This window comes from Pandoraea eparura, from assembly GCF_902459725.1.
Lineage (GTDB): Bacteria > Pseudomonadota > Gammaproteobacteria > Burkholderiales > Burkholderiaceae > Pandoraea > Pandoraea eparura.
The window spans coordinates 158149-174210 of the sequence record NZ_CABPSH010000004.1 but is presented as its reverse complement, the minus strand read 5'-3'; the positions used below and the strand labels follow the sequence as shown (position 1 = coordinate 174210).

General features: G+C 63.9%; 12 protein-coding genes, 1 other RNA gene and 1 pseudogene. 7 read left to right on the top strand and 7 right to left on the bottom strand.

All coding sequences use genetic code 11. The features are described 5' to 3' along the window. Positions 1-27 precede the first annotated feature (27 nt). Positions 28-386: a transfer-messenger RNA gene (ssrA, locus tag PEP31012_RS11450) on the top strand. A gap of 264 nt (positions 387-650) precedes the next feature. Here ssrA and PEP31012_RS11445 read toward each other — a convergent pair. Together PEP31012_RS11445 and PEP31012_RS11440 are read right to left on the bottom strand one after the other, a co-directional pair. Next, positions 651-1226: pseudogene (locus PEP31012_RS11445) on the bottom strand (arsenic resistance protein); the annotation flags it as partial. 2 nt (positions 1227-1228) lie between these two features. Next, on the bottom strand, positions 1229-1744 hold the full coding sequence (locus tag PEP31012_RS11440; protein WP_150589466.1) for an arsenate reductase ArsC: 516 nt from the start codon (positions 1742-1744) through the stop codon (positions 1229-1231). Positions 1745-1976: 232 nt separating this feature from the next. Between PEP31012_RS11440 and PEP31012_RS11435 the strand changes: the two genes are divergently transcribed. Beyond that, positions 1977-2318 (top strand): ArsR/SmtB family transcription factor, encoded by a 342-nt coding sequence (locus tag PEP31012_RS11435; protein WP_150589465.1) that lies wholly within the window; start codon positions 1977-1979, stop codon positions 2316-2318. A 299-nt stretch (positions 2319-2617) separates the two neighbouring features. Here PEP31012_RS11435 and PEP31012_RS11430 read toward each other — a convergent pair whose 3' ends face one another. The 5 genes from PEP31012_RS11430 to PEP31012_RS11410 all read right to left on the bottom strand — a co-directional run bounded on the left by PEP31012_RS11430 (position 2618) and on the right by PEP31012_RS11410 (position 8466). Further along, complete coding sequence (locus tag PEP31012_RS11430; protein WP_150589464.1) at positions 2618-3826, bottom strand: hypothetical protein; 1209 nt, start codon at positions 3824-3826, stop codon at positions 2618-2620. Positions 3827-3968: 142 nt separating this feature from the next. Continuing rightward, on the bottom strand, positions 3969-5570 hold the full coding sequence (locus tag PEP31012_RS11425; RefSeq protein WP_150589463.1) for an acyl-CoA synthetase: 1602 nt from the start codon (positions 5568-5570) through the stop codon (positions 3969-3971). Next, positions 5567-6736 carry an acetyl-CoA acetyltransferase gene (locus tag PEP31012_RS11420; RefSeq protein ID WP_150589462.1) on the bottom strand — a complete coding sequence of 390 codons (1170 nt, stop codon included), beginning with the start codon at positions 6734-6736 and terminating at the stop codon, positions 5567-5569. The genes PEP31012_RS11425 and PEP31012_RS11420 overlap by 4 nt, the downstream gene beginning before the upstream one ends. Positions 6737-6771: 35 nt before the next feature. Further along, entirely contained in the window at positions 6772-7530 is a 759-nt protein-coding gene (locus PEP31012_RS11415; RefSeq protein ID WP_246171252.1) for an SDR family NAD(P)-dependent oxidoreductase, read from the bottom strand. 114 nt (positions 7531-7644) lie between these two features. Then, positions 7645-8466, bottom strand: a complete 822-nt coding sequence (locus PEP31012_RS11410) for an SDR family NAD(P)-dependent oxidoreductase (protein ID WP_150589460.1) — start codon at positions 8464-8466, stop codon at positions 7645-7647. Between the two features lie 253 nt (positions 8467-8719). Between PEP31012_RS11410 and PEP31012_RS11405 the strand changes: the two genes are divergently transcribed. The 5 genes from PEP31012_RS11405 (at position 8720) to PEP31012_RS11385 (ending at position 15921) form a co-directional block, all read left to right on the top strand. Then, on the top strand, positions 8720-9613 hold the full coding sequence (locus PEP31012_RS11405; protein ID WP_150589459.1) for an IclR family transcriptional regulator: 894 nt from the start codon (positions 8720-8722) through the stop codon (positions 9611-9613). Between the two features lie 70 nt (positions 9614-9683). Further along, entirely contained in the window at positions 9684-10586 is a 903-nt protein-coding gene (locus tag PEP31012_RS11400) for a PCC domain-containing protein (RefSeq protein WP_150589458.1), read from the top strand. Beyond that, on the top strand, positions 10583-12925 hold the full coding sequence (locus PEP31012_RS11395) for a molybdopterin-dependent oxidoreductase (protein ID WP_150589457.1): 2343 nt from the start codon (positions 10583-10585) through the stop codon (positions 12923-12925). Before PEP31012_RS11400 ends, PEP31012_RS11395 begins: the two co-directional genes overlap by 4 nt. A 55-nt stretch (positions 12926-12980) precedes the next feature. Then, on the top strand, positions 12981-14000 hold the full coding sequence (locus PEP31012_RS11390; protein WP_150589456.1) for a TRAP transporter substrate-binding protein: 1020 nt from the start codon (positions 12981-12983) through the stop codon (positions 13998-14000). Between the two features lie 58 nt (positions 14001-14058). Further along, a complete protein-coding gene (locus tag PEP31012_RS11385; protein WP_150589455.1) occupies positions 14059-15921 on the top strand; it encodes a TRAP transporter large permease in 1863 nt (620 codons plus the stop codon). Positions 15922-16062: the final 141 nt, after the last annotated feature.

Sequence of the window (16062 nt, the reverse complement as noted above, 5' to 3'; positions counted from 1 at the left end):
ATTTGTGTCATAATCATCGTTACCACAGGGGCCGACATGGTTTCGACGTGGGTAGCGAAGCGAATCAGGGCATACCGAGGACCCGTCACCTCGTTAATCAATGGGAAATTAAGTAACTGCAAACGATAACTCGTACGCACTGGCTGCCTAAGGGCGCCTGCCTCGCACTAGCTCTCTGACGGGTTAGGGTAGCAATACCAAGCGAGGTCATTTACGTCAGATAATCTCCGGTGGTGCCACGGCGCCGGGGCCTAAAATCAAGTGGATCGCTGTTGCGTAGCGTGTTCGTCCGCGACAAAACGGTTAAATCAAATGACTGAACTAAGTATGTAGAACTGATCGTAGAGTACTTGCGGACGCGGGTTCGATCCCCGCCGGCTCCACCAATATTGAAGCCCCAACTGATCTCAGTTGGGGCTTTTTCTTTTCCGCTCGCACCGGTTCTCGCATACCCGCGTGAGCTCCTCCTCAAATGAAACAGGCCGCAATTTCGCGGCCTGCTTAGGTAACGTTACGATTGACGTTGATACCACCGCCGGGAAGTGTTCACCACCTTCACAACGGCGAGCATAAGCGGCACCTCAATCAGCACCCCAACGACGGTCGCCAACGCCGCACGGACTTCAGGCCGAACAGACTGATTGCCGTTGCCACGGCCAGCTCGAAGAAGTTCGAGGCAGCAACCCGACAATGGGTGCAAACGCGAAGACCATGATCACATCATTCAGTGCGACCTGCGAGAGCGTGAAATACGGGTCACCCTTTGTCAGTTGGCTCCAGACAAATACCATGGCAGTGCACGGTGCGGCCGCCAGAAGAATCAGCCCGGCAACGTAGCTGTCCAACTGCTCAGCCGGCAACATCGACGCGAAAACGTGTCGCACGAACACCCAGGCGAGAAAAGCCATCGTGAACGGCTTGACTGCCCAGTTGATGACGAGCGTGACGCCAATGCCCTTGACCTGGCTGCGAACCTGACCCAGCGAAGCGAAGTCGATTCGCAGGAGCATCGGAACAATTATCACCCAGATGAGGATACCCACCGGCAGGTTGACATGAGCAACCTCGAGTGCGGAAATCAACTGCACGGCCCCGGGCATCGATTTGCCTAGCCCGATGCCGACAACGATACACAGGGCGACCCACACGGATAGGTATCGCTCAAAGCACCCAATACCCCCCGCAGGCTTCTCCGACGGCGTACTGACGGTTTGACTGTCCGGCATCGTTACTCCCCTCTTTCGCGCAACGACGTGCCGATATTCTGCAGCGCCTTCTGAACCGCCATACCGTCGAGCTTGTCGAGCGACAGGCTCGTGAACAGTTCGATGCGCTTCTTGAGCTGCACGAAGGTCTTCAGGAAAGCCCGGCGCATTTCCTCGTCGCTACCCTCGACCTGCGACGGGTCGGGCACGCCCCAGTGCGCCTTGGCCGGATGACCCGGCCAAATCGGACAGACCTCACCAGCCGCGTCATCACAAACGGTAAAGATGAAGTCGATGCGCGGTGCTCCATCGACGGCAAACTCGTCCCAGCTCTTGCTGCGCAGCCCTTCAACGGAAATGTTCTGCGAGCGCAGCAACTCGATACCGTGCGGGTTAGGCGCCTTCCCAGGATGGCTGCCGGCACTGTAGGCAACAAATCTGTCACCGGCCAGCGCGTTCAACGCGGCCTCTGCGAGAATCGAGCGCGCTGAGTTGTGCGTGCAAAGGAAGAGGACGTTGTATTTGCGTTGTTCGGTCACGAAAATTCTCCGCTCGTTGGGCATCGTCAAATTAAATCGATATTTCCAATATAATCGAAATATAAATGCCCGGCAAGTGTCGTTCGAACAGTAGGTCACAGGGCTGGATGAACACCACGTTCACGAGATGAGGCGATGGGATGCCGTCGGTGCGGGCCGCGAACCGCCTCTCACGCGCCACAGCGATCCCGATAGGCTTAGAATAGCCGCTTCACCATTGCGGCCCAGCATCATGAAGGAAAACGACGCCGTCAAAGCGCTAGCCGCCTTGGCGCAGCCTACCCGCCTTGCGGTTTTTCGCCTGCTCGTCACAGCCGCGCCGGAAGGGCTCAGCGTTGGCGTTATTCAGGAAGCGCTCGGTCTCGCGAGCGCTACGTTGTCCTTCCACCTGAAGGAATTGACCCACTCCGGCCTTGTCACGTCACGACAGGAGGGGCGCTTCATCTACTACGCACCTGCGATTGACCGCATGAATCTTCTCATCGACTTCCTGACGGAGAATTGCTGCCAGGGTGCCGAGACGTGTGCGCCGAAGAAGTCGGTCAGGTGCAAACCGAAGACAGTTACGGTCTGACCACTCGCCCCAAAGACGGGAATGCTCCTCAGCGTGTGATAGGTTTCCCAAGGCACGCCGGCGGGGTCCTTCGCCAAATACTGATGCAAGCGCGGCGAGTGCGATAACGGCGTGCTTCGCGTCGATTTGGGCCACGGCTTACTCGTCCGCTTCATGTTGCGGCGCCGCGCTCACCCCCATCGCGAGAGACGCCAGGCCCGTGTTCACATCGAGCACTCGTCCCTCTTCAGTGCGTTCCCCGTCACCGCACCCAAGGGGGCGTTGCGAGACGTGCGGGTTACCTCAACAGGCGATACCGATCAGCCCGACAAATGATGGGCCAAGATCGTTTTCATGAGCGGGTTTGTGGCGTGCGCGCTCATCTCCCGAATCTGCGTCTTGACAGGGTCAGTGGAAACGCCCGCCGCCGCGGCGGCGTGCAGCACGGCAGCATAAGCATCGAGCACCTCCCTACCCGCGATCTCATAGCCGTGGCCGAGCGATATCCAATGCAGTGCAGCGAGCCCGGATGCCAACGCAAAGTTGGGCTGCTTCTCGGCAAAATCACGAGCGGCGCGGATCAATGTCCGTGGGTCGGTTGGGCTTCGAGCGGCCAGCTCGGTCGCCACCTCGAACATCCCCGCCCCCTTGGCAGCGGCAAACCATTTGCCCTCCGCGCCAGGCGTGCTGGCAACGAGGTCGCGCAGGATCGCTTCCTGCGGCTTATGCGGATACTTTCTGGCAATGGCGCGAAACGTGGCAAGGTGGGTCGTGCTCTGGTTGGCTTCCCTCGCGTAGCGGCGGTATGCTTCCTCAGCAAGACCAGAGGACAGAAGAATCTCCTCGCAAGCCTGCGCAATTTGCCAGCCTGGATCGTTGTCCCCCCGTGAGGTTTCGGCATAGCGAATCGCTTCGGCCTTCTGCCCCATCGCCGCCAAGGCTTTCACCCCCCAGCGCCGGTCATGCCACCACCGGAAGCGCGCCTTCTCCAACAGGGACAATATGTCTTCATACCGTCCTGCCGTATACAGCGAGGCAAAGCAGGCACCGGTTCCGTTGAAATAGCCATGACCGGCGCTCTGGGGGCTCCACACCCGTTCGACCTCCGGCATCAATTCATCGGCCCAGGTCGATGCCAGTTCCGGCCTCACGCACAGTTCCCCCCAATAATCGCCCAACGTTTCGATGTAGGGCATGTCATCGGCCTGGAGCGCCCGCCATAAACGTCCCAGCCAGCACTGGCGGATGTGCGGCTCAACATCCGCCTTGGCGATAATCGACACCAGGGTCTCAATGGCTTTGTTGACCGCTGAGCCCAAAGCGCCCGATGAACTGTCAACCTGTTCCAGTGCCGGCGACAGTTTTTCCAGCAGAGTGATCGCGCCCTCTGCTGCCAGGACGGGGTCCTTGCGGCCGACCTGCTTGATTTCGGCAAGCGCTTCCTTGATACGTGTGATTGGTGTGTCCGAGCGCCAGCCAAAGGCATGGCGTCGGAATCGGGCAGTGAACTGCCATTTGTGGGCGGCCATGATCGACGCTCCATTGCTATTGCACCGAGTCCTGACCACGACTACGGGCAAGTCTTCGATGATCTAGATTCAGGAAGCGACTTCGTGAGCGGAAACCCTTGGGACCCGCCGGCCCCCCCCTCAACCGCTTCGTCGCCCCGCTTCATCTCCCGGCTTCATCACGCCGCGTCAACTCGTCGAGCACCATCCGCTTCGGCACCTTGCCGTAGCCCGACTTCGGCAGCGCGTCCCAAAAGACAACTCGCTTGGGAACCTTGTACTTGGCGATACGGGTCTTGAGCCAATCCTGCAGCGCCGATTCGTCCAGACTCGCCCCGGCATGCAAAACGCAGACGGCCACGCCCACCTCTCCCCACTGCGCATCAGGCACGCCAACCACCGCAACCTCGGTGATCGCGCCGTGCGTCAGCATCAATTCCTCGATCTCGCGCGGATAGACGTTGGAGCCGCCCGAGATGTACATATCCGACGCCCGACCGGTCAAATACACGTAACCGCTCTCGTCCATATGTCCGATGTCGCCGGTGCGGAACCACCCCTCGCGGAACGACTTGGCGTTGGCTTCCGGGTTGCGGTAATAGCCGGCGAATACCGCTGGACCAATGACGCAGACCTCTCCCGTCTCGCCCGGCCCAAGCTCGTTGCCCTCATCGTCCTGAATCGTCACTTGCATGCCGCTGCGCTCGACCCCACAGGTCCGCGGCCGCAGCGCGATGGTCTCGTCGTTGTGCTCGTCCGGCGGCAGCACCGTAATGTTGCCAGTGACTTCGCCAAGGCCGTAATACTGTACCAGCACAGGCCCCAGCTTCGCCAGCGCGCGCTTCTGATCCTGCTCGTACATCGACGCGCCCGCATAGATCACATAGCGCAGACTTGTGTGATCGTGCGTATCGACAGCCGGGTGCTCGACGAGCATCTTGAGAATCGTCGGCACGGTGAACATATTGGTCAGCCGGTACCGCTCGATCAACGCGAACGCCTGCGCCGGATCAAGCTTCTGCGCCGGCATCATCACTGTCGTGCCGCCACGTGCCATCACGTTGAGCTGATGCATGCCCGCCCCGTGCGAAATCGGCGCGACCACCAGCGAGCCATCCTCGTGCGTCACGCCGGGCATGAGGTCGCACAGATGGTTGTTGATAACGAACGCCAGTTGCCCATGCGTGAGCACCGCCCCCTTTGGACTCCCGGTGGTGCCTGAGGTAAAGAACAGCCAGCACGGCGTGTCACGCTCGACCACCGCGTTAGCCATCGGCGTGGTCATGTGGCGATCGATCAGCGCGCTCACCTGCGGCAATTCGTCTGGCGCTGCGGTGTCGCCGGTGAACCAGACGATGTCACAGTCCGCGCGTTCGGCGACCACCGCGGCGGCGTGATCCGGGTAATCCGTCTGGCACAGAAATACCGTCGGTTCCGCCACACGCGCCATGGTAGCCACCTCGCCCGGCGCGAGCCGGAAGTTGGTCGGCACCCAGACCGCGCCCAGCCGAAACACGGCAACCATCGCCTCGATCATCTCGTTGCTGTTGCGCGAGTGGGCGAGCACGGTATCGCCGGCCCCGACACCGACCGCGCGCAAGCCCGCCGCGAGCGCCGAGACACGCGCGTCGAACGCTTGCCACGTCCATTGCCGCTCGCCGAAGACGATCGCAAGATGATCCGGGAAACGCCGCGCATTGCGCGTCGCAAAATAGGCCAGGTTCATCACCCGTGCCGAGGTCGGCGTCATGTTGACGAAACTCATTTGGCGCGCTCCATGATCGAGACGTAGTTGGCCACCGCTGCGCCCCCCATGTTGAACACGCCCGCCAGCGTGGCATCGGCAATCTGCATGTCGCCCGCGTCCCCCATGAGCTGCATCGCCGCCATCACATGTTGTGACACCCCCGTCGCGCCCAGCGGATGCCCGCGCGACTTGAGCCCGCCAGACGGGTTGACCGGCAGACGCCCGTCACGCATCGTCACGCCCTCCTTGATCACCCGCCAACCTTCACCGGGGGCGGCCAGCCCCATCGCCTCGTATTCGATCATCTCGGCAATGGTGAAGCAATCATGCGTCTCGACCAGACTCAGATCCCCCAGCGCCACCGCTGCGTGGTCGAGCGCCTGGCCCCACGCGCGACGCGCCCCCTCGAACGCGATTGGATCGCGCTTCGCGAGCGGCAGGAAGTCGTTGACCTGCACGCGCGCGCGAAATCGAATCGCGCGCGCCATCGTCATCGCAATCTCGGGCGCCGCGATCACCATCGCCGCAGCGCCATCGGAGACGAGCGAGCAATCGGTGCGACGCAACGGTCCGGCGACGAGCGGATTCTGTTCCGACGCGGTATTGCAGAACGCAAACCCCAGATCCTTGCGCAAGTGCGCGTAGGGATTGCGCACGCCGTTCGCATGGTTCTTGGCCGCGATCATCGCCAACGCGTCGCTGTGCTCGCCGTGGCGCTCGAAATACGCCTGAGCGATCCAACCGAAAATGCCGGCAAAGCCATCAGGATTACTCTCCTCGCGACGATAACACCCGCTCATCAGGATGTCCGGAATGGCCCGCCCCGGCACGGCGGTCATCTTCTCCGCCCCAATCACCAACGCGAGCTTGCCACGCCCTGCCGCAATGAAATCCATCGCCGCATGCAGCGCCGCAGACCCCGTCGCGCAGGCGTTCTCCACGTGCATCGCGGGGGCGAAGCGCAGGCCCGGCTGCGCGAGCGAAGCGAGGGCGCCCTCGAAGCCCTGTGGTGTGAGGCCGTTGTTATAGACGCCGACCATCACCGCGTCGATGTCTTCCGCCACGACACCCGCGTGCGACAGCGCGTCGCCGATCACGTCCCGCATCAGCGCTTCCACATCGGGCGCATCAAGCTTGCCGAAGCGCGAGTGCGCCCAACCAACCAGCATGGGTTGCGTATTCATCTTGTCTCTTCCTTAAGCTTGACCGTAGGCTGGCATCATTCGTCGAGGATGCCCGCGGCAACGAAGCCGCCATCGACCGCGAGCGTCTGGCCGGTCACGAAACTCGCCCCCTCCGACGCGAAGAACGCGACCGCCGCGGCAATCTCGCTCGGCTGGCCGTATCGTTTCATCGGCACCTGGCGCAGATAGGTCTCGCGCGCCTGCGCCGAGTGGTGCCGGGTGAGCGGCGTCTCGACCGGCCCCGGCGCGACCGCGTTGGCCGTGATTCCCGACTGCGCCAGCTCGATCGCGATCTGCCGCGTGAGCCCCATCATCGCCGTCTTCGACGTGCCGTAACCGGTGCGCCCGGCACCGGCACGGATGCCACTCGTCGACGCGATGTTGACGATCCGGCCCCATTGGCGCGCACGCATGCGACGCGCCGCGTGTTGCGCGAGCGCCAGCGGCCCCGTCAGGTTGATCTCCATGATGCGGCGGAACGTGTCGAGCGGAAAATCGAGGAACGGCGTCAGGCTGGCGATGCCGGCATTGTTGACGAGCACATCGCATCGGCCATGACGCTCGTCGAGCGCGGCGAAAAAACGTTCGATCGATTCACCGTCGCCGACGTCGAGCGACATCGCGTCGGCGCGCAGTCCGCGTGCCACGAGCGCCGACGCCACGCACTGCGCCGCCTCCGGCACCAGGTCGCTGACGATCACGGTGAACCCGTCCTCGGCCAGCCGTTCAGCGATCGCAGCGCCGATGCCGCCAGCCCCGCCCGTAATCACCGCGACCCGTGAATCTGCTTGCATGCCTTGCTCCGGTTTGGAATTCGATACGCCCGCGCGAAACGCCGCACGCGCCAATGAACTTGAAGCATCGATGGCGGGCATTCGCGCGACGTCGCGCATCGCCCACGTCTCGCGTCACTTGAGCGGGACCATCGCGCAACTCTGACCGCCATCGACGGGCAAACAAACGCCCGTGATGAACCTGGCCTGGTCCGAGGCGAGAAAGACCGCGGCGTTGGCCACGTCCCACGGGTCGCCCATGCGGCCCATCGGCACCATCTGGTTACGCGCCTCGATCATGGCGTCCACGCTGCTGTATTGCGATGCGATCTGCGTATAGATCAGCGGCGTATGTATCGCGCCGGGAAGCACGCAATTGGCGCGGATGCCGTGGCGCGCGTACTGCATCGCCATGCTGACGGTCGCTTGATTGACCGCGGCCTTCGAGGCCGAGTAAGCGAAATACGGATAGCCGGTCCAACCCAGCGATGCCAGCGACGAGATATTGATGATCACGCCGCTGCCGCGCTCGATCATGTGCGGCAAGACGGCCTTCGCTGTGCGATAGACCGAGCCCAGGTTCAGCTCGATGGCGAGATGCCAGGTCGCTTCGTCAAGCTCGACCGGGCCGCCCATGTGCGTCACCCCGACATTGTTGTGCAGCACGTCGATACGGCCCAGGCGCGACAACGTCTCGTCAACCGCCCGCGCAACCGACGCGCTGTCCGTGACATCGGCACGCAAGGCGAGCGCCGTGCCCCCTGCTCGCTTGATGGCATCGGCCGTGCCCTCGGCCAGTTCGCCGTCGAGATCGACACAGCACACATTCGCGCCGGCGCGCGCATAGGCGGCGGCCGCCGCCTTGCCATTGTTCCAACCCTCGCCGCGGCAGCCCGCACCGAACACAATCACGGTCCTGCCGTGCATCGACGCCGTGGCATTCATGGATTCGTTCATTCGCCGCCTCTCGATCTCGCCAACTTTATTAAATCCATAATGTGGACTTTAAATAAAAGGGAATACGTTGATCGAAGGATAGGAGATTACGCACATTTATGGATAGTGCTCGTTAACCACAATTCATAACAGATCGACAATCCCTATAATTTTCACATGGTTACGCACAACAAGCATCCACAATGTGAATTAAGTACCTGTTAATTCACACATGAAATCCAGAATCGATAGTCCACAATGTGGAGTTATTTGAATGATTCAATCTTCAGCCGATGAGAGACCGCCGCAAGGCGAAGAGACGACGGCCGCTGTGGTGTCGATCGAACGAGACGGTTCGCAAAGCATTGATCGCGCGATGGCACTGCTCAATCTGGTATCGGCACAGAGCCGGGTCGGCATGCCGCTGCGCGAACTGGTCGCGCAAAGCGGCCTGAAGCAGCCCACGGTGCACCGCCTGCTTGGCGCGCTCGTGCGAGCCCGCCTGATCGAGCAGGATCCGCAGAGCAAGCGCTATCACCTCGGCATCGAAAGCTACGTGCTGGGCACGCTGGCGGCCGAGCGCTTCGGTGCGCATCGCATCGCCGTGGGCAGCGTGGTGCGGCTCGCGCATCAGTCGGAAGACACCGCTTTCCTGACCGTACGTCGCGGCGATTACGCCGTTTGCCTCCACCGTGAGGAGGGCGCGTATCCGGTGCGCGCCCAGGTGCTGACGATCGGGGACTGCCACCCGCTCGGTGTGGGCGCGGGCGCCATCGCCCTGCTGGCCGCACTGGACGATAACGAGGTCGAGCAAACGTTGAGCGCGAACGCGGCGAGTTATCGCGAACATTACCCGTCGATCACGCCCGAGGGGCTGTGGGCGCTGGTGCACGAGACGCGCGAACGCGGCTACTCGATGCACCGCGGTTTGGTGCACCCCGGCTCATGGGGCCTGGGCATCGTGTTTCACGACGAATCGGGCACCCCGGCCGGTGCGCTCTCGATCGGCGCGATCGAGAGCCGCATGGGCGAGGATCGCCAGCCCAAATTGGTTCGCATGCTGCAGTCCGAGGTGCGCAACATCGAACTGCGACTGAAACAACGGGCAGAGGCCCACCCTGTCGACGCGTCGACGACGGCGGTCCGCGCCGCCCGCCGCGCGAAGTAAGGCGCATCGCCGCATAGCGACAACGACGAACCGCTCCCTCGCACGCGCCAACCCAACGCCTGGAGACACCGTGACCCTGCCCTCCCCTCGACGCCTGACGCAGCCCGGCCCCCCGGCTGCCGCGCGGATCGAATCCATCGCCGGCGATGCCCTGTCGCTCACCTTTACGCTGGCCAGCGGTGAAAACCTGCGCGATGCCATTCTCGGACCGCTCGAAGCGGCCGGCATGGCCGCGGCCACGGTGCGCATCGAAGGCCTGCGGCTGCGCTCGATGCACTACGTGCGCCCGGCGGCTTCGCCCGACGACGAACACGTGGCGTTCTACAGCGAGCCACACCGCATCGACGAACCCATCACCATCGAGCTGGCCTGCGCGACCGTGGGTCGCCGCGACGGCGGGCCGTTCATTCATTGCCACGCCATGTGGCGCACGGCCAACGGTCATTGGCAAGGGGGGCACATCTTTTCCGATCAGGTGATCGTCGCGCACGACGCCGTGGCGCGCGCGTGGGGCATCGCCAACGCCGAGATGCGCGCCGACTTCGATGCCGAAACCAATTTCACGCTGTTCCGCCCGGTGCCCGTTGATGCGCCGCGCGAACCGGTGTCGACGCCTACCGGCCGCCGATGCGTGGTCGCGCGCATTCGACCCAACGAAGATCTGGTGCAGAGCATCGAGCAGGTCTGCCGCGAACACGGCCTGCGCGCGGCAACGATTCGCGGCAGTGTCGGCAGCATCGTCGGCGCGCGCTTCGAGAACGCCGCACCCGTCGACGACATTGCCACCGAGATCTTCGTCCTCGACGGTGTCGTTGCCGAGGCGGCGAACGGTCCGCGCGCCACGCTCGACATTGCGCTGATCGACCCGCGCGGCAACATTCACCAGGGTCGCGTGGTACGCGGCGACAATCCGGTGCTGATCTGCTTCGAACTGTTCCTGGAGGAGTCTCGCGATGTCGGGACCGGCGCATGACGCGATACACGCTCTCGCACTGGGGCGTCTATGAGGCCGGCGTCGACGACACGGGCAAGACTTGTCTGCACCCCTATGCGAACGACAGCGACCCATCGCCGATCGGCACTTACCAGACCGCCGAGTCCCTGCGCGCCCTGCGCGTTCGGCGCCCCTCGGTGCGGCGCAGCTGGCTGGAGAATGGACCGGGAAGCGCCCCGCACCTGCGAGGCAAGGAGCCCTTCGTCGAAGTGTCGTGGGACGTCGCGCTCGATCTCGTCGCGAAGGAAATCGCACGGGTTCGCGAGACCTACGGCAACACGGCGATTTTTGGCGGCGCCTACGGCTGGGCGAGCGCCGGCCGGTTCCACCACGCGCAGAGCCAGGTGCATCGCTTCCTGAACTGTGTTGGCGGTTACGTCCGTCACCGGGATTCGTACAGCCTCGGCGCGGCGCATGTGATCATGCCGCATGTCGTCGACGACATGGACGCGCTGATCAGCTATCACCATTCGTGGGATGTGCTGGCCCAGCACACCGAACTGTTCGTCACCTTCGGCGGTGTGCCGCAGAAGAATGCGCAGTCGGCGCCGGGCGGCGTCGGCCGACATCGCGTCCCCGGTGGACTGCGCGCGATGCACGACGCCGGCGTCAAGTTCGTCAACATCGGCCCCGTCTCGGACAATCTCGACACCGGCGGCGAGGTCGAATGGATCGCGGCGCGCCCCGGCACCGATACGGCCTTGATGCTGGCCCTCGCCTGGGTGCTGCGTCACGAGAATCTGCACAACCGCGCGTTCCTCGCCTCGCACTGCACGGGATACGACGAATTCGAGCAGTACCTGCTCGGTCGTATCGACGGCATTCCGAAAACGCCCGCGTGGGCGGAACCGATCACCGGCGTGCCGGCAGACACCATCACTGCGCTCGCGCGCCGCATGCACGCGAGCCGCACGATGCTCAACGTCGCATGGTCGTTGCAGCGCGCACATCACGGCGAGCAACCGTTCTGGATGGTCGTCACGCTCGCGGCGATGCTCGGCCAGATCGGCCTGCCCGGCGGCGGCTTCGGCGTCGGCTACGGCTGCGTGAACACCCTGGGCACGCCGCATGACAAACTGGGCGGGCCAACGCTGCCGCAAGGCCGTAATCCGGTCGACGCGTTCATTCCCGTGGCGCGCATCGCCGACATGCTGCTCAAGCCCGGCGAGCCATTCGACTACGACGGCAAGCGCTATCACTATCCCGACACGCACCTGGTCTACTGGGCCGGGGGCAATCCGTTTCACCATCACCAGGACATCAACCGCCTGTTGCACGCCTGGCAGAAGCCGGACACGATCGTCATCCACGAGCAATCGTGGACCGCGAGCGCGCGACACGCCGACGTCGTGCTGCCGATCACCACGTCGCTGGAGCGCGACGACCTGGGCTACGCGTCGCAGGAAGCGATCCTGATGTGGATGGCGAAGATCGCCGAACCGGTCGGCGAATCTCGCGATGACTTCACCGTCTTCGCGGCGCTTGCGCAACGGCTCGGCGTCTTCTCGGCATTTACCGAGGGCCGCAACGCCGACCAGTGGCTCAGGCACATGTATGAGCAGACGCGCGAGCGCTATGCACGCGCCGACGTGGCGTTGCCGGACTTCGACACCTTCCGCGACACGGGCATGGTCGATCTTCATTCGCGCGCGCAGCCGGTCGTGATGCTCGAAGCGTTTCGCGCCGATCCCGCCGCCGCACCGCTGAATACGCCGTCCGGGCGCCTCGAGCTGTATTCGCGCCAGATCGCCTCGTTCGATATTCCCGACTGCCCGGGCCACGCATGCTGGCTGCCGCCCGCCGAATGGCTTGGCGCACCGCTCGCAACGACCTATCCGCTGCACCTGCTCTCGGACCAGCCGCGCAACAAGCTGCACAGCCAGCTCGACGGCAGCCCATACAGCGCCGCCAACAAGATCCAGGGCCGCGAGCCACTCTACCTTCATCCGCGCGACGCCGCCGCACGCGGCATCCACGACGGCGACATCGTCGAGGTGTTCAACGCGCGCGGTCGCTGCCTCGCGGGCGTGCGTATTACCGATCGCATTCTGCCCGGCGTGGTGCGCATGTCCACCGGCGCCTGGTACGACCCGGAACCGGACACCGGGCGCGACAAGCATGGCAATCCCAACGTCTTGACGGCCGACGTGCCGGCCTCGGGTCTGTCGCAGGGCTGCGCCGCGCAGTCGTGCCTGGTCGAGGTCAGTGCGCCGGTTGCCAACCCGCCGCCGGTGAGCGCCTTCGATTTACCCCGCTTCACTACCGCAATCACTACCGACATCACTGCTGCAACCGCCGTACCGACCGAGCGCCACTAGGGTCCGGTCGCATCAGGCCCCCAAATCCAAAAAAGCAATCTTCAGGAGACACATCATGCAGAGCCTTTCCCGCCGTTCGATGCTGAAGCTTTCTCTGGGTACGGCGATCGCAGCCCCGGCGATCCTCAAGCACACGCGCGTCTACGCGGCCGACTTCACGCTGAAGTACGCCAACAACGCGCCGCTCACCCACCCCCTGACAGTGCGCATCACCGAGGCCGCCGAAGCGATCCGCAAGGAGACGGGCGGCAAGGTCGACCTGCGTGTGTTCCCGAACAACCAGCTCGGCGGCGACACCGACATGCTGTCGCAGTTGCGGGCCGGCGCGCTCGACTTCTTCACGCTGTCGCCGATGATCCTCTCGACCCTCGTGCCGAAGGCCGCGATCAGTGGCGTGGGCTTCGCGTTCAAGGGCTACGACCACGTGTGGAGCGCGATGGACGGCGAATTGGGTAGCTACGTGCGTGCCCAGATTGAGCGCGGCGGCCTGCACCCGTTCCCGAAGATCTTCGACAACGGGTTCCGCCAGATCAGCTCGTCAACGCGAACGATCAAGGCGCCCGACGACCTGAAGAGCTTCAAGATTCGCGTCCCGCCGTCGCCGATGTGGACGTCGATGTTCCAGGGCTTTGGCGCGGCGCCGCTCACCATCAACTTCGCCGAAGTCTATTCGGCGCTGCAGACGAAGATCGCCGACGGACAGGAAAACCCGTTGGTCACGATCAACTCGGCCAAGCTCTACGAAGTGCAGAAGTACGTGGCAAAGACCAACCACATGTGGGACGGCTTCTGGTTCCTGTCGAACCGCGCCTCGTGGGCCAGGCTGCCGGCGGAAGTCCGCAAGGTGATCGAAGACCAGATCACGGCTGCCGCGATCAAGCAGCGCACCGACGTCACGGCGCTCAACGATTCGCTAGAGAAGGATCTCACCGCCAAGGGCATCGCCTTCAACTCGGTCGATGCCGGCGCCTTCCAGAACAAGCTCCAGAGCGCCGGCTTCTACAAGGAATGGCAAGGCAAGTTCGGCGAGGAGGCCTGGGCACTGCTGCAAAAGAGTGCGGGCCGCGCGCTCTGAGCCCCCGCAGACCTTTCGAAGGAGACCGGGTATGAACCGCGCCAGGCTGGAGACTCGCATGAACAAAGGCATATTGCCGCTGCCCCCCGCCGAGGGGGGCCTCATCGCCGCGCTGCAAACCACCGTGGCGAGGTGCGTCGAGTTGCCGGCCGCGCTGCTGGTGCTGGCCGAAATCGTCACGCTGTTCGCTGGCGTGGTCAGCCGCGCCGTGTTCCACAGCCCGCTCGTCTGGTCGGATGAACTGGCCTCGATCCTGTTCATCTGGCTCGCGATGCTCGGCTCGGTGATTGCCTTGCAGCGTGGCGAACACATGCGCATGACCGCCCTGGTCGGTCGCATGAACGCCGGCCGGCGCGCCTTCCTCGACGTGCTGGCCATCGCCACGCCGCTCGCATTCTTGCTGCTGTTCATGCCGAGCGCCTACGACTTCGCGGCGGACCAGGCCTTCATCACGACGCCGGCGCTCGAAATTGCTGACTCGTGGCGCGCCGGCGCCATTCCGGTGGGCTGCGCGCTGATGGCGTTGACCGCCCTGCTGCGACTGGCGCGTCACGGCAGCGCGCGCATGGTCGCCACCGCGGCGGTGACGATCGGCGCGATCTTCGGTGCGCTGTTACTCGCGCAGCCGGTGCTGCGCGGGCTCGGCAACCTGAACCTGCTGATCTTCTTCGTCGGCTTCGTGGCATTGATGGTGCTCACGGGCGTGCCGATCGCGTTTTCGTTCGCGCTCGCCACCTTCGGCTACCTGACGCTCGGCACCACCACGCCGGTCGTGATTCTGGCGGGACGCATGGACGAAGGCATGAGTCATTTGATCCTGCTCGCGGTGCCGCTGTTCGTGTTCCTCGGCCTGCTCATGGAGATGACAGGCATGGCGCGCTCCATGGTCGCGTTCCTCGGCAGTTTGCTCGGCCACGTACGCGGCGGCCTGCAGTATGTGCTGATTGGCGCGATGTATCTGGTCTCCGGCATCTCCGGCTCTAAGGCGGCCGACATGGCGGCGGTCGCGCCGGTGCTGTTCCCGGAGATGCAGCGCCGAGGCGCCAAGCCCGGCGACCTCGTCGCGCTGCTTGCCGCCACGGGCGCGCAGACCGAGACGATCCCGCCGAGCCTGGTGCTGATCACCATCGGCTCGGTGACGGGCGTCTCGATCGCGGCGCTCTTCACCGGCGGCCTGCTGCCCGGGGCGATTCTGGGTGTCACGCTGTGCACGCTGGTGTGGTGGCGCTATCGTCATGAGAAGGTGGACAATGGCGCGCGTGCCTCGGGCCGGGAGATCGCGAAAAGCTTCGCGGTCGCGCTGCCCGCCCTCGCGCTGCCGTTCGTGATCCGCGTCGCGGTGATCGAGGGCATTGCCACGGCCACCGAAGTGTCGACCATCGGCATCGTCTATTCGGCCGCGATCGGCGTGCTGATCTACCGCCGCTTCGACCTCAAGCGGCTCTATCCGATGCTGGTCGAGACCGCCTCGTTGACGGGCGCGATCCTCCTGATCATCGGCGCGGCGACCGGCATGGCATGGTCGCTCACGCAGTCGGGTTTCTCGACGATGCTCGCCGCGGCGATGCGCGACGTCCCGGGCGGATCGGTCGGCTTCATGGCCATCTCGATCCTGGCGTTCATCGTGCTGGGCAGCGTGCTGGAAGGTATTCCGGCCATCGTGCTGTTCGGTCCGCTGCTGTTCCCGGTGGCACAGAGCGTGGGCATCAACGAGGTGCACTACGCGATGGTCGTCGTCCTGTCCATGGGCATCGGCCTGTTCGCGCCGCCGTTCGGCGTCGGCTACTACTCCGCCTGCGTCATCAGCAAGGTCCATCCCGACGAGGGCATGCGGCCCATCGTCGGCTACATCGTCGCGCTGGCCATCGGCCTGGTGCTGGTCGCCGCCGTGCCTTGGCTCTCGACGGGCTTCCTCAGCTGAGCTTCCCAGATTTTCCGCGATTCGCACCACAAAACTCACGCCCCACGATTCGCCCCCAATCCGGACCTGCCAACACGGCGCGCGCTGCCATGCAGCGCGCTGTCCGACGCACGCCGGAACACGTTCACTTTGCACAGGAGA